Origin of the sequence: Burkholderia stabilis (assembly GCF_001742165.1) — a bacterium.
Classification (GTDB): Bacteria; Pseudomonadota; Gammaproteobacteria; order Burkholderiales; family Burkholderiaceae; genus Burkholderia; species Burkholderia stabilis.
Genome location: NZ_CP016443.1, coordinates 3,179,673 through 3,193,045 on the forward strand (window position 1 = coordinate 3,179,673; position 13,373 = coordinate 3,193,045).

At 69.2% G+C, this 13,373-nt stretch carries 14 protein-coding genes; 6 read left to right on the top strand and 8 right to left on the bottom strand.

The annotated features are described in order from the left end of the window. Window positions 1-203 precede the first annotated feature (203 nt). Complete coding sequence (locus tag BBJ41_RS32065; RefSeq protein ID WP_069750152.1) at window positions 204-623, top strand: MbcA/ParS/Xre antitoxin family protein; 420 nt, start codon at window positions 204-206, stop codon at window positions 621-623. 2 nt (window positions 624-625) lie between these two features. Then, entirely contained in the window at window positions 626-1,321 is a 696-nt protein-coding gene (locus tag BBJ41_RS32070; RefSeq protein ID WP_156814916.1) for an RES family NAD+ phosphorylase, read from the top strand. Window positions 1,322-1,385: 64 nt separating this feature from the next. Here BBJ41_RS32070 and BBJ41_RS32075 read toward each other — a convergent pair whose 3' ends face one another. Beyond that, a complete protein-coding gene (locus tag BBJ41_RS32075; protein WP_069750154.1) occupies window positions 1,386-2,117 on the bottom strand; it encodes a metallophosphoesterase in 732 nt (243 codons plus the stop codon). Window positions 2,118-2,254: 137 nt separating this feature from the next. Here BBJ41_RS32075 and BBJ41_RS32080 point away from each other — a divergent pair, with 137 nt between their 5' ends. Continuing rightward, window positions 2,255-2,908 carry a DUF1345 domain-containing protein gene (locus tag BBJ41_RS32080; protein ID WP_069750155.1) on the top strand — a complete coding sequence of 218 codons (654 nt, stop codon included), beginning with the start codon at window positions 2,255-2,257 and terminating at the stop codon, window positions 2,906-2,908. Window positions 2,909-2,914: 6 nt separating this feature from the next. Here the strand turns inward: BBJ41_RS32080 and BBJ41_RS32085 are convergent, their stop codons facing one another. Together BBJ41_RS32085 and BBJ41_RS32090 are read right to left on the bottom strand one after the other, a co-directional pair. Then, entirely contained in the window at window positions 2,915-3,580 is a 666-nt protein-coding gene (locus BBJ41_RS32085; protein WP_069750156.1) for a glutathione S-transferase, read from the bottom strand. A gap of 86 nt (window positions 3,581-3,666) precedes the next feature. After that, the gene (locus BBJ41_RS32090) at window positions 3,667-4,374 is read right to left on the bottom strand and encodes a class I SAM-dependent methyltransferase (RefSeq protein ID WP_069750157.1); all 708 of its coding nucleotides are present in this window, start codon (window positions 4,372-4,374) and stop codon (window positions 3,667-3,669) included. A gap of 300 nt (window positions 4,375-4,674) precedes the next feature. Here BBJ41_RS32090 and BBJ41_RS32095 point away from each other — a divergent pair, with 300 nt between their 5' ends. After that, complete coding sequence (locus tag BBJ41_RS32095) at window positions 4,675-6,327, top strand: DUF3459 domain-containing protein (protein ID WP_069750476.1); 1,653 nt, start codon at window positions 4,675-4,677, stop codon at window positions 6,325-6,327. A gap of 79 nt (window positions 6,328-6,406) precedes the next feature. Here the strand turns inward: BBJ41_RS32095 and BBJ41_RS32100 are convergent, their stop codons facing one another. From BBJ41_RS32100 to BBJ41_RS32120, 5 genes are all read right to left on the bottom strand, one after another. Continuing rightward, the gene (locus tag BBJ41_RS32100) at window positions 6,407-6,991 is read right to left on the bottom strand and encodes a thiamine phosphate synthase (protein ID WP_069750158.1); all 585 of its coding nucleotides are present in this window, start codon (window positions 6,989-6,991) and stop codon (window positions 6,407-6,409) included. A 28-nt stretch (window positions 6,992-7,019) separates the two neighbouring features. Then, window positions 7,020-8,363 carry a hemolysin family protein gene (locus BBJ41_RS32105; protein ID WP_069750159.1) on the bottom strand — a complete coding sequence of 448 codons (1,344 nt, stop codon included), beginning with the start codon at window positions 8,361-8,363 and terminating at the stop codon, window positions 7,020-7,022. A gap of 76 nt (window positions 8,364-8,439) precedes the next feature. Then, window positions 8,440-9,219, bottom strand: a complete 780-nt coding sequence (locus tag BBJ41_RS32110; RefSeq protein ID WP_069750160.1) for a sensor histidine kinase — start codon at window positions 9,217-9,219, stop codon at window positions 8,440-8,442. 67 nt (window positions 9,220-9,286) lie between these two features. Then, on the bottom strand, window positions 9,287-10,210 hold the full coding sequence (locus BBJ41_RS32115; RefSeq protein WP_069750161.1) for a DMT family transporter: 924 nt from the start codon (window positions 10,208-10,210) through the stop codon (window positions 9,287-9,289). Window positions 10,211-10,251: 41 nt separating this feature from the next. Beyond that, window positions 10,252-11,109: a LysR family transcriptional regulator gene (locus BBJ41_RS32120; RefSeq protein WP_069750162.1), complete on the bottom strand. Its 858-nt coding sequence runs from the start codon at window positions 11,107-11,109 to the stop codon at window positions 10,252-10,254. Window positions 11,110-11,218: 109 nt separating this feature from the next. Here BBJ41_RS32120 and BBJ41_RS32125 point away from each other — a divergent pair, with 109 nt between their 5' ends. Both BBJ41_RS32125 and BBJ41_RS32130 read left to right on the top strand, forming a co-directional pair. Further along, window positions 11,219-11,602, top strand: a complete 384-nt coding sequence (locus BBJ41_RS32125) for a tautomerase family protein (RefSeq protein ID WP_069750163.1) — start codon at window positions 11,219-11,221, stop codon at window positions 11,600-11,602. A gap of 126 nt (window positions 11,603-11,728) precedes the next feature. After that, window positions 11,729-13,345 carry a CHAD domain-containing protein gene (locus tag BBJ41_RS32130; protein ID WP_069750164.1) on the top strand — a complete coding sequence of 539 codons (1,617 nt, stop codon included), beginning with the start codon at window positions 11,729-11,731 and terminating at the stop codon, window positions 13,343-13,345. Window positions 13,346-13,373 lie beyond the last annotated feature (28 nt).

Here is a 13,373-nt window from a genome sequence, read left to right on the forward strand (position 1 = left end):
CTGTGCGACACGGTTGCGCGGATACGAACCGCGTCTGAACGCGGTGTCCGCATGGCCATTAACGCAGAAAATAAAATCAGAGTCCAGGATGGACAAAAAATATCGTTTCGTCGGAAGGACTGGCCGGCTGGCGGGTGTCGACTCTTGCAAAAATGCGAAAATGGACTAATCTTGTTAGTAGATTCATTTCGAGACTAACGATCATGTCACAGCCCGCCTACGATTCGCATTCCGCCCCTCCGCAGGCTTCGGTCGCGCAGATGTCGGCGGCCGGCCTGCGCGCGTTTTTCAACATCGCGCGCGACTGGGCACTGACGATCGACGAGCAGATCGTGCTGCTCGGGTCGCCCGGCCGTTCGACGTTCTTCAAGTGGAAGGCCGCGCCGGAAACGGCGCGCCTGCCGCGCGACACGCTCGAGCGGCTATCGCTGCTGCTCGGCATCTACAAGGCGCTGCAGATCCTGCTGCCGCAGCCGGCGGCGGCCGACGCCTGGGTCAAGCGGCCCAACGACGCGGCACCGTTCGGCGGCAAGCGCGCGCTCGACCGGATGCTGGCCGGCAACGTCGGCGATCTGGTCGCGGTCCGCCAATATCTCGACGCGATGCGAGGTGGCTGGGCGTGACGATGCCGATCGAATCAAAACAATGGCCCACGACCACGGTCGACTGGGCGCCTGCCTACCGTGTCATTCCCACCCGTTTTCCGGCGATCAACCTATTCGACCGCGTCGCGTCGGCGGACGATTTCGATGCGCTCTATGCACTCGAGTCGCTGACCAACGACCGGATCCGCAACGAAGTCGGCGCGCTCGACCTCGTGCCGCCCGCGGAGCGCCGCTACGGGCTGGGCTGGGGGCCGATCATGGCCGCGTTCACGCACCTGAATCCGCAAGGCAGCCGCTTTTCCGACGGCAGCTACGGCGTGTTCTATTGCGCTCGCTCGCGTGACACGGCGATCGCCGAAACGCGCTATCACAGCGCGCTGTTCATGGCCGCGACGAAGGAGCCGCCGATGCGCCAGCAGATGCGGCTCTACACGGTGTTCGCGCAGGGCGAGGTGGCCGACGTGCGCACGTGGCAGCAGCGCGATCCCGCGTTGCTGCATCCGCTCGATTACGGTGCCGGGCAGGCGTTCGGCCGCGCGGTGCGCAACGCGGGCGGCGCGGGGATCGTTTATCCGTCGGTGCGTGACCCGCGCGGCGAATGCCTGGCGGCGTTCCGCACCGCGCTGCTGCGCGACTGCCATCACGCGGCTTATCTCGAATACAACTGGAACGGCTCGGCCGTCGATGCGGTGTTCGAACTGAACCAGGTCGGCTAGCGTTCGCGTACGCGCCGTTGCCGGCGGCGAACCGGCGCAAGCCGGTTATTCGCGTGAACAGGCACTAGGGCAGCGGCCAGTCGCTGGCGTGGCGTTCGCGCGCTTCCGCCTGCGTCATCGACCACGTGCAGCCCGTGCGCGGCTCGGCGAGCGTGAGTCGCCCGGACGGCGCGAACGCGCCCGTGTCGATGAACCACTGCGCGCCGATCCGCTGCGGCGTGCGCACGGGTGTGTGCCCGGTGCAGGTCAGCGACAGCCCGGCCTGCCGCGCGGGATCGGCGAGACCCTGGACGAGGTCGCGGCCCCAGATCAGCCGCTCGCGCACCTCGTGCGAATAGCTGCCGGTGTCGAGGTCGGCGTCCGAGCCGAAGAATTCCGCATGCAGCACGTTGAAGCGCCCGGGGCCGTCGCCGATCACGCGCACCAGCGGCAGCGTGTCGACGCGCGCCGCATGCGCGTGCAGCCGTTCCGGCGGCAGGTCGGCGCCCCAGTCGCCGCCGATGCCGCGCCACGCGTCGGGCGGCAGCTTGCCGCGCGACACGAGGCTCATCACTTCCTCGTGATTGCCGCGCACGACGTGGCACCACGGGCGGTCGAGCAGGTCGAGCGTCGTTTCGGATGCGGGGCCGCGGTCGACCAGATCGCCGACCGAGAACAGGCGGTCGCGGGCCGGATCGAAGCGGATGTCGTGCAGCAGCGCGCGCAACACGTCCACGCAGCCGTGCAGGTCGCCGACGACGAAGTCGCGGCCGGCCGTGTTCGCGGGATGGCGGCAGAGGGAGGCGGGGGCAGTCATCCCGATATCTTAGGCGCTCGTGACCATCGCCACGTCACGATGGAATGGCGATAATCGGGGCGGTACCCGCCGGTGCGGCGCAGCGGGCTCTCGCGTGCGCCGTCCGAACCCTTTCCATCCGCTTTCGGAATCACACGATGACGTTTTATCCGCAGGTATTACGCAACCGGCCGCGCATGGTCGCGGCGTTCGTCGCGGGCTTGCTGTGCGCGGTGCTGCTGCCGTTTCCGCTGCGTCCGACCGTGCGTGCGCTGATCGGCTGGGATTGTGCGATCTGGTTGTATCTCGCGCTGATGTGGGTGCGCATGGTCACCGCGCACCATCACAAGGTGCGCGAAATCGCGATCCGCGAGGACGAGAACGCGACGACCGTGCTGACGGTCGTCTGCCTCGCGACGGTCGCGAGCGTGGCCGCGATCGCGATCGAACTGGCGACGGCCAAGGGCGTCGGGTTTCGCGCGGGGCTCGGCCACTACGCGGTGACGGGCGCGACGCTGTTCGGCGCGTGGTTCCTGATCCCGACGATCTTCACGCTGCACTACGCGCGGCTCTATTACGGCTCGCCGAGCAGCGACCGCGCGCTGCGCTTTCCGGACCAGCACCCCGAACCCGATTACTGGGATTTCCTGTATTTCGCGTTCACGCTCGCAGTCGCGTCGCAGACGGCCGACGTGTCGCTGGCGAACCGCTCCGCGCGGCGCTCGGTGCTCGCGCAGTCGATCCTGTCGTTCTACTTCAACATGGCCGTGCTCGGGCTGTCGATCAACGTCGCGGCGGGCCTGCTGAGTTGACGCGGCCTACTTGAGCAGGTCGTACGGGCCGCCGCGTTCCAGCGCACGCCGGTACGCGGGCCGTGCGTGGATCGCATCGAGAAAGCGCGCGATCGAGGGATGCCGCGCGCCGCCGCGTGAGGTTGCGGCTTCGAGCGGAAAGCTCATCTGGATGTCGGCCGCGCTGAAGTGGTCGCCGACGAACCAGCCGGTGCGGCTCAACGTGTCGTCGATGTAGCCCAGATGCAGCGCGATCTGCGGATCGACGAAACTCGACTGCAGCGTCCCGGCGATCTTGCGCGCGATCGGTCGCGCGAAGAACGGCATCGGCGCATTCGCGATCCGCAGCGCGACGAGCTTGAGCAGCAGCGGCGGCATCGCCGAGCCTTCCGCGTAGTGGAGCCAGTACGTGTAGTCGTGCCGCTCGGGCGTGCCGGGCGCCGGCGCGAGGCGCCCGTTGCCGTAGCGTTCGACCAGGTACTCGATGATCGCGCCCGATTCGGCGAACGTGCGGCCGTCGTCGGTGATGATGGGCGACTTGCCGAGCGGATGGATCGCGCGCAGCGCGGGCGGCGCGAGCATCGTCTTCGGGTCGCGGTCGTAGCGCACGATCTCGTACGGCACATCCAGTTCTTCAAGCAGCCAGAGCACGCGCTGCGAGCGCGAGTTGTTCAGGTGATGGACGGTGAGCATGTCGAGGCCGGAAGGGGGGCGGGAACGACATCATACCTAGCGCGCGCGGCGTTCACGCGAATCGCGTTGCCCGCCGCTTCCAGCCGTCATGCGCGCCGCACGGCGATCCACGCGCCCCAGAACAGGCTTGCGAAAAAGCGCAGCGGCGCGTCGAAGCCCGCGTCGTTCAGCAGGTCGAACACGGCTTCCTCCGACGCGGGCGGATCGGCGCCCTGCAGGATCTTCGCGAGTTGCACGCGCACGGCGTCGGGCGTGGCACCCTTCATGCGCCAGCGCTGCTGCCACGCGTCGAGCAGGCGAGGGTGGTCCGCGTAGCGGCGATGGTTGCCGGCGATCACGAGCGGCGCGCCCGGCTTCAGGCGCCGCGCGATCGCGCGCAACAGCGCCGCCTTCGCATCGTCGCCCGGCACGTGATGCAGCACGCCGATCAGCGTTGCGCCGTCGAAGGCCGGCGTGTCGGGCAGCGTGTCGACGCCATCCTCGACGAACGTCGTGCGCGGGCCGACGCCCGCGGCTTCCACGTTCGAGCGCGCGAGCGCGAGCATCGGCGCGGACGGGTCGACGGCCGTGAGCCGCCAGCCCGGCTCGAGCGCCGCCGATACGCAGATTTCCTGCCCCGTGCCGCCTGCGCCCGCGACGAGAATCCGTGCATCGGATGCGCCGATCGCCGACGCGAGCATGCACGCGGCGAGTTCGTGACAGGCATCGTAGCCGGCGAGCGCGATGCGGGATTGCTCGGCGTATTCGTGTGCGCGTGCCGGATCGAATTTCGCGGCGCTGGCGGGAAGCGACATGGCGGGTTCCTCGGGTCGGGCGCGGACGACATGTCCGCGAACATGGCGCAGAGCGTAAGCGGGTGCGTCCGACGCAACAAGGCGAGCCGTCATTCCGGTATGCGAACTACCCGTATCGGCACACGCAGGCAGTATTTTTCCGAGGGGCGATTCGCATTTAAAAATGTCCATCCAGACACATCGGGATGGCGAATCCGGCGCATACTCGTTTCTCTCCCCCGCCTGGCCGTCGCATGCCGGGCTCCGATGCGCCGCGCCGCTGGCGCGGCCATGCCGCTCGGCACGCACGAGGAGCGCATGATGTCCGATTGCCCGCACGATCCGTATGCGCAGCACTACGTTCATTGTTTGCCGTTCGGCGCGCAACCCTGTGGCGCGTCGTGCACGACGCCGCGCACGCATTTTCGCGTGTGGGCGCCGGGTAGCACGCAGGTCCAGCTCGAACTCGATACCGGCGCTGGCCCGACGCTCGTCCCGATGACGGCCGCCGGCCCGAACTGGTTCGAAGTCTTCGCCGATTGCGGCGCGGGTGCGCGCTATCGCTATCGTCTCGACGACGCCGTATCGATTCCCGATCCCGCATCGCGCTCGCAACCCGAAGGGCTCCATGGCCCGAGCGAGGTCGTCGATCCGCGCGCATTCACGTGGCGCAACACGTTCTGGCGCGGGCGTGTGTGGGAGGACATCGCGCTTTACGCGATCCGCCCGCACGCGGTGGGCGGCTTCGACGGCGTGCGCCGCCGCCTGCCGCAACTCGCGCGCCTCGGCGTGACCGCGCTGGAATTGCTCGCCTCGCCGCATGACAGCCTGCCGTTCGCGCCGCTCGCGGCCGAGGGCGGCCCCGATGCGCTGAAGGCGCTGATCGACGAGGCGCACGGCTACGGTCTGGCGGTGCTGCTCGAACTCGACTATGCGCGCTTCGGCAGCGGCACCGACGCGCTGCGCCATTACGCGGAGCCGTTCTTCCATACGCGCGACGATCCGCTGCAGGCGGCGCCGCTTGCGCTCGATCATCCGGAAGTCTGCGATTTCTTCTGCGACAACGCGCTGTACTGGATCGATGAATATCGTTGCGACGGGCTGCGCCTGCGCGAGGCCGACCGGATCGGCGTGTCGTGGTTGCGCGAGATCGCGGACCGCGTGCGCGCGGCCGTGCCGGCCGACCGGCTCATCCATCTCGTGCTCGGCAGCGAACGGCATCCGGCGCATCTTGCCGATACCCATTTCGATGCGCAATGGAACGGTTGCGGCGAACGTGCGCTACACCGTCTGACGGGGCGCGATACGTCGCACCACGAAGGCATTTCCACGCACCAGTCGATCCATACGCTCGCGCGCGCGCTGACCGCCGCCGGCACGGCATTCCAGCCGGGCGCGTCGAGTGAAGGGATGGCCGCGGACAGCGGGCTGTCGTTGACGTCGCTCGTGCTGTCCGATGGCGCATGGCGCGACAGCGGCCAGGGCGAGCGCGGGAACGAGGCCGGCCTGGCCGCGCTCGCGTTGTCGCTGCTCACGCCGCAGATTCCGCTGATTTTCGATGAAACGGCGTGCGACGCCGATCGCGCGCATTTCGTGCAGTCGGCGCTTGCGGTGCGCGCGAAGCTGATCGCGCCGCGGCTGTCCGATTGCCGGCCGCAGGACGCGCATGCGCTGAAGGCGGACGGCGACGGCGATGCCGACGCGCTGCTCGCGTCATGGCGGCTTGCCGACGACGAGACGCTGACGATCGCATTGAACCTGTCGCCCGACGCGGTGCCGTTCGACGCGCCGAGAGGGCAGGTCGTGTTCGAGACGCCGGCGCGTGCGCGCGACCGGGTCGATGAAGGGGAGTTGCCGTCGTATTCGCTCGTCGCGTGGCTGACGGGCGACGTCAACCGGTACGCACTCACCCACGATGCGCGTCGCATCGACGACGGCTCGTGGCGTGGCGGGCGTGCGAACCTGAACGCGTAAAAGCGCGACGGTGTGAAAGCGTAATGGTCCGAATGGCCGGGCGTATTCGCGCCCGGCTGGGCTGCCGCAACTTCCCGAGCTACCAGAACCCGCGAATGCCCGCGATGCCGTACGCGCCGTGGCGGCGCGCGTCGTCGAGATGTGCGTGCGTCATTCCGCCAAGCGCATAGACGGGCATCGCGGCCTGTGCGGCGAGCGCGTCGAACCGTGTCCAGCCGAGCGTTGGCGCACCGGGATGGCTGAGCGTCGGCAACACCGGCGACAGCGTGACGAAATCCGCGCCGGTACGTGCGGCCAGCAGCAGGTCGTCGCCTGTATGACATGCGGCGGACACCCATCGTCCGGCCGGCAACGGCCGTTGCGCGGCGGCGCGCAACGCGGTGCCGTCGAGATGCCAGCCCGCGCCGTCGAGCCGCATCACGCCGGCTGCATCGATCGGGCCGTTGAGCATCAGGTGCGCGCCCGCCGCATCGCAGCGCGCGAGCGCGGCGGCGGCGAGCCGCGCGAACGCGGCCGCATCCAGCGATTTCACGCGCAGCTGCACGAGCGTTTCGCCGCGCGCGAGCACGGCCGACAGCCGCTCGAGAAATGCATCGCAATCGGCCGCCGACGCGGATGCCGGCTCCGGCGTGATCACGCAGCAGCGCGGCAGCGTTGCGTTCATCGCGTGCGGCGGCGCGAACGGGCGGCCGTCATTCGTCGGCTTCCTTCGTGATCTTCGGATAGACGCGCACGAGCACGATGCGCGGCCCGTTCATCTTCTTCACGACGACGTCGAAGCGGTCGAACGACACGCGCTGCCCTTCGGTCGGCAGGTCGCTCAGCGCCTGGATCACGAGGCCGCCGACCGATTCCGCGCGGCCTTCGTCGATGTCGATGCCGAGCGCCTGTTCGAGCGACACGACGGGCAGGCTGCCCTTGCCCATCAGCGTGCCGTCGTCGAGGCGGCTCCAGTCGGCGTCGCCCTGACGGAACTCGTCGTGGATCTGGCCGACCAGCGCGCCGAGCAGGTTGTCGAGCGTCAGGAAGCCGATCGGCTTCTCGCCCTTGTTGCCGACCAGCGCGAAGTGCGGCGCGCCCTTGCGGAAGCGGCGGAACAGGTCGAGCGCCGGCGTGTCGGGCTTCACGTACTGCACGGGGCGCACGTAGTCGGAGAGATCCTCGAGCGCGGCGCCCGCGTGACGCGCGAGCAGCAGGTCCTTCAGGTGGATCAGCCCGCTCACCTGTTCGCGCGACGCGTCCTCGAACAGCGGATAGCGGCTGAAACGGTGGCGCGCGACGATTTCCATGTTGTCCGGCAGCGGCAGGTCGCGACGCAGGCCGATCATTTCATGGGCCGGCCGCATCAGGTCCGACACGGTCATCGACGAGAAATCGAGCGAATGCGCGAGCGTGTTCCACTCGTCGTTGCTGTACGTGCCGCGCGCCGGCTGCGCGGCGTTGCCGGCCGTGCTGCGGCGGCTGCGCAGGATCAGCTTCAGCTCGTCGGTCGAGTAGTGCGCGTCGCCGCCGTGGTCGGCCGACAGCCCCGCGAGCCGCAGCACCGCATTGGCGCTGTTGTTGAGCAGCCAGATTGCCGGGTACATCGCCCAGTAGAACGCGTACAGCGGCAGCGCGACCCACAGGCCGACCTTCTCGGACTGGCGGATCGCCATCGATTTCGGCGCGAGCTCGCCGACGACGATGTGCAGGAACGAGATCAGCGAGAACGCGAACACGAGCGAGATCAGGTGCACGAGGCGTTCGGATTGCACGCCGATCAGGTCGAGCAGCGGGCCGATCAGTTCGGCGAATGCCGGTTCGCCGACCCAGCCGAGGCCGAGCGACGCGAGCGTGATGCCGAGCTGGCACGCGGAAAGATACGCGTCGAGCCGGCCGTGCACGATGCCGAGGATGCGACCGCGCAGGCCGTGCTTGCGGGCGAGTGTCTTGACGCGCGTGGCGCGTAGCTTGACGAGGCCGAATTCGGCCGCGACGAAAAACCCGTTCAGGGCCACCAGGAACAACGCGCCGATGAGCGCGAAGATCTGTAACAAAGAAAAACTCCGGTTATGACAGGCCCATCAGTATAGGGCCGGAAAGGGAAATGTAATGTGTCGCGTGGCCGATTGCTTACACCGGCGCCTCGGCGGGGATGGCGAGCGTGAGGGTGGCGGTCGCGCCGTCGGCGAACGCGGAATGCGAGAACGTGCCGCCGTGCGCGAGCGCGACGCGTTGGCAGAGCGCAAGCGTCCACGCGATCCGCTTCGCGTCGCGCTCGCGCAGCATTTCGCGTCGCGCGAACGGTTCGAATGCGTGAGCCAGCGCAGGATCGGCGAGCGCGCCGGCGCTCACGGTGCATGCGGTGCGCGCGACGAACTGCGCGCCTTCGCGCGAGCACGCGAACGTCACTGTGCTGCCGGCGGCGCTGGCCTCGACGGCGGTCGTCAGCATCGTCCAGAGTGCCTGCGCGATGCGTTCGCGGTCGGCGGACAGCGACGGCTCGCCGTCCGGCAGCGTCGCGTCGAGCGCGACCTGCCGTGCGTCGGCGAGCGCGAAACGGACGAGCGCGATCGTGTCGTCGAGCAGCGGGCGCAGCGCGAACGGCTGCGGCGTGATCGCGAGCGTGCGCGTTTGCGCGCGCGGCGCGTCGAGCACGTCGTCGATCAGCGCAACCTGCTGGTCGATCCCGGTGCGGATGCCCGCAAGCGCGCGCTGCAGGTTCGGGTCGGCATTGGCGAGCTGGCGCTCGAGCACGTACGCCCAGCTGTGCATGGCATTCAGCGGGCTGCGCAGGTCGTGCGACGCGGTGGAGAGTGCCTGGTCGCGCAGGAACAGCGCCGCCTGGCTGGCGTAGTGCGCTGCGCGTTCGCGCAGCAGGTCGGCGGCGGGATCGACGGTAGTGGACGTCACGGAGCAGGCCTGTCGGAAGCGGTTGGCGTGGCAAGCACGCGAACCGCCATTATAGGGACCGTGCGTGTCACGCCGGGAGCGCGTCCTCGTCCTTTTTCGGCGCTTCGCGGTTCGGCAGCAACTGGCACGCGAGCAGGCCGGCCAGCATCAGCGCGCAGCCGAAGAGCGCGCGCAGCGTCAGCGTTTCGCCGAGCGCGCCCCAGCCTGCGATCGCCGCGAACACGCCTTCCATGCTGAAGATCACGGCCGCGTGCGCGGGCGCCGCGTCGCGTTGCGCGACGACCTGCAGCGTATAGCCGACGCCGACCGACAGCAGCCCGCCGTACAGCAGCGTCGGCAGCGCACCGCGCAGAATCGCGACGCTGACCGGCTCGACGGCGAGGCCGACCGCCAGGCATGCAATGCCGCATACGACGAACTGCATGAACGCGAGCACGAGCGGATCGTGGCGTTTCGCGAGATGACCGACGGCCATCACGTGCGCGGCGATGATGACGGCGCCCGCGAGCTGGAACCAGTCGCCGTAGAGCACCGAGAAGTGCTCGTCGATGCTGAGGAAATACAGGCCGATCGCCGCGAGCAGTGCGCCGAACCACGTGCCCGCGCCGATCCGGTGGCGCGCGAACACGCCCATCAGCGGCACGATCACGACGTACAGCGAGCTGATGAAGCCCGCGTTGGCGACCCGCGTGTACTGCAGGCCGAACTGCTGCAGCGAGATCGACACGGCGAGCAGCCCGCCGAGCGCGAGGCCCGGCAGCAGCAGCGCCGGCTCGCGGCGGATCGCCGCGAGTTGCGCGCGCGACGCCGTGTTGAGCATCAGCAGCGGCACCAGCACGAGCGCGCCGAGCAGGAAGCGCAGCCCCGTGAACAGGAACGGCCCGATCACGTCGAGGCTCAGTCGCTGCGCGACGAAAGCCGAGCCCCAGATCGCGGCGGCGGCGAGCATCAACAGGTTGGCGCGGAGGTGCTTGCGGGCTTCGGGCTTCATCGGAATTCTTCAGGAGATTGCGGGCGGCGGAACCCGTTAGTTTACGCCGAGATTGCAAGGCTGTCGGCAAACCTGCGCAGCGCGGCGGCCGCACGCGCGTCGCGCACGCGCGAGTACAGCACGACCTGCGACTGCGGCAGCGGCGGCAGCCCGAATTTCGCGCCGACGTCGACCAGCGTGCGCGGCGCGACGCGCCGGGCCAGCGGACACACGGCGAGCCCGGCGGCAGCCGCCGCCGTGACCGCCGCGACGCCGCCGCCCGTGAAGCGCTCGCGCCACGGCAGCCCCGCATGGTCGAGCGCGCGCAGCGCGGCGGCCCGCACGCCGCACGGGCCGGCCAGCACCGCGAGCGGCAGCGGTTCACCCGCGCGCGGCGCCCAGTCCGGCGCCGCGAGCCACGTCAGCGGTTCGGCGAACAGCAGCGTGCCGTCGTCGCGCGGCGGGTCCTCGCCGGGTTCGTGGCGCACGATCGCCGCGTCGAGCCGGCGTTCGTCGTATTGCGCGAGCAGGTTCGCCGACGTTCCGAGATGCATTTCCAGCGACAGCCCCGGGTCCTGCCGATGCAGGCTGGTGAGCACGGCCGGCAGGTCGGGCACCGCGACGTGCTCGCTGACGCCGAGCGACAGACGGTGCGTGCCGGCCGAGATCGCACCGAGCGCGTGGTCGTGCGCGTCGAGTAGCGCGCGGGCGGCGGGCAGGAAGTTCTCGCCGTCGGCGGCCAGCTTGACGACGCGCGGCGTGCGCGCGAGCAGCGGTTTGCCGAGATGCGCCTCCAGCCGCTTCAGCTTCAGGCTGACGGCCGATTGCGTGGTGCCGAGCGCATCGGCGGCGCGCGTGAAGCTGGCGAGATCGGCGACCAGCACGAACGCGCGCACGGCATCGAGATCGAGTACTTTCATTTCTGAAGTAAATAGATGAAATATTGATCGATGACTGTTCATTATAGATCGGCGGCCTTAACCTGATCCCGTGTTTTCGTTCATCAACGTCACCGACAGGAGCAGGACCATGCCATTTACCCGTATCGCCGTGCGCGAAGGCAAACCGGCCGCATATCGCGCGGCGCTCGTCGACGGCGTGCATCGCGCGCTGATGCACACGTTCAACGTGCCCGAGGACGACATCTTCATGGTCGTGACCGAGCATGCCGCCGAGAACTTCGTGTTCGGCCGCCATTACCTCGATATCGAGCGCAGCGACGATCTCGTGATGATCCAGATCACCGCGAACAACACGCGCACGCTCGAGCAGAAGCGGGCGCTTTACCGGACCATCGCGGAGAACCTCGCGCAGCAGCCCGGCGTGCGGCCGCAGGACGTATTCATCAGTCTTGTCGAGGTGCTGAAGGAGGACTGGTCGTTCGGCAACGGCATCGCGCAATACGCCGTTTGACGTGCGACAGGGCGGCGGGGCCGGATCGTCGCCCGCGCGTTTTTTCGGCGTGTACTATGGAAGCTGCTTCACGGGCGACGCCGGCGGGGATGCTGCGCCGGCGATTCTTCATGTGCAGGAGCCTCCATGTCGCGTGTGCTGGAAATCGTGTTGTCGCTGTCGCTGGAAGGTTGGCCGGTCAAGGCTGCAAGCCGCGCCCGTGGCGCGCAGCGCGATTTCGGCGCCGAACTCGTGCGCGCGTGGCGGATCTGCCCGCAGGTCCGGATGCGGCGAGGCCATGAGCGCGTGACGATCGAGCCGTGCCAGGTCGAGGAAGCCGAGCGGAGCCCCGGCGCGAGCTGGTGGACCTGGGTCGAGTCGAATGCGCACGGAAGGCGGGTCGTCGCGTCCCGCACCGAGGCGTTCGCGCCCGGCGTCACGCAGCGCGAACTGTTCGACGCCGAACATGCGGGCATCGCCATCGCGATGCCGCTGCCGCTCCCGGTGACGGCCGCCGCGGCCGATGCGGATGCACCGACCGGCGAAATCAACGGCGTCGCGCCGGACGTTGCCGCACCGCCGGAATCGTCGGCGCCGCGCCTCGTCAGCGAACGGCGGCGCGGGCGGTGGGCCGACGACAGCGGTGTCGTGGTCGAGATGACGCTCGACGACATCACGCTGCATGGCGGCGGCGAACCGCCGCGCCGCTACGTCGAGCTGCGTCTCGCCGCGCCCGACTGGGAAACCTTCGCCGCGCGCACGGCCGCGCTGCGGGCGCTGTTTGCCGCGGCGCGCGAGCTGAGCGGCGCGTGGCCCGCATTCGTGCAACTGACGAGCGCGATCGACCGCGCTTGCGCGGGCGAGCCGGCCGCCGTCAGGCCGGTCAAGGCCCAGCTCGTCGACCTGACCGGCGTGCGCACGCAGCGCGCCGCGCTGTTCGCACTGTCCGGCGACATCACCGCGCAATGGCTCGGCAACGAGGGCGGCGTGCTCGATCGCGACGATCCCGAATTCGTGCATCAGATGCGCGTCGCGCTGCGGCGCCTGCGCACGCTGATGCGCTTCTTTCCGCTCTTTGCCGACCGCCAGTGGCAGGACACGCTCGGCGTCGACCTGCGCTGGCTGGCCGCGCTGCTCGGCACCGTGCGCGACTGGGACGTATTCACGACCGAAAGCCTGCCCGCGCTGATCGCGGCCGACGGCGGCGGCGCCGACTGGAACGGCACGCTCGACGCCGCGCGCGCGCAATCGATGGCCGCGCGCGTCGAGCTGCGGCAGGCGCTGCATTCGGCCCGCTACGCGCGCCTGACGCTCGGCTGGCTCGAATGGCTCAGCGCGCTCGCGCTGCCGCCGGCCGAGGGCGGCGACGCGCCGTCGCTGCGGCGTCACGCGACGAAGCGCGTGCGGCGGCTGTTCGGCGATCTCTACGCATCGCCGTCGCTCACGTCGCTCGATACGGCGGCGCGCCATCAGGTGCGGATCGACGCGAAGCGGCTGCGCTACGCGCTCGAATTCTTCGCGTCGCTGGCGTCGCGCCGTACACGCACCGAGACGGTCAAAACGCTCACGCGCGTGCAGAGCGTGCTCGGCGAAGCGAACGACACGATGGTCGCGCTGCATCATCTCGAGAAACTGGCGGCGCCTCCGTACCAGCTCGGGTTCGTGCGCGGTTACGGCGCGGCGCTCGAACAGCGCGCTGCGCGCGACGCCGAGGCACTGCTGGCCAGCCTGCGTCCGCCGAAGCTCGGCGGCAAGCCGGGCTGAGCGGCGCGCTGACTATAATGGCGGCCCG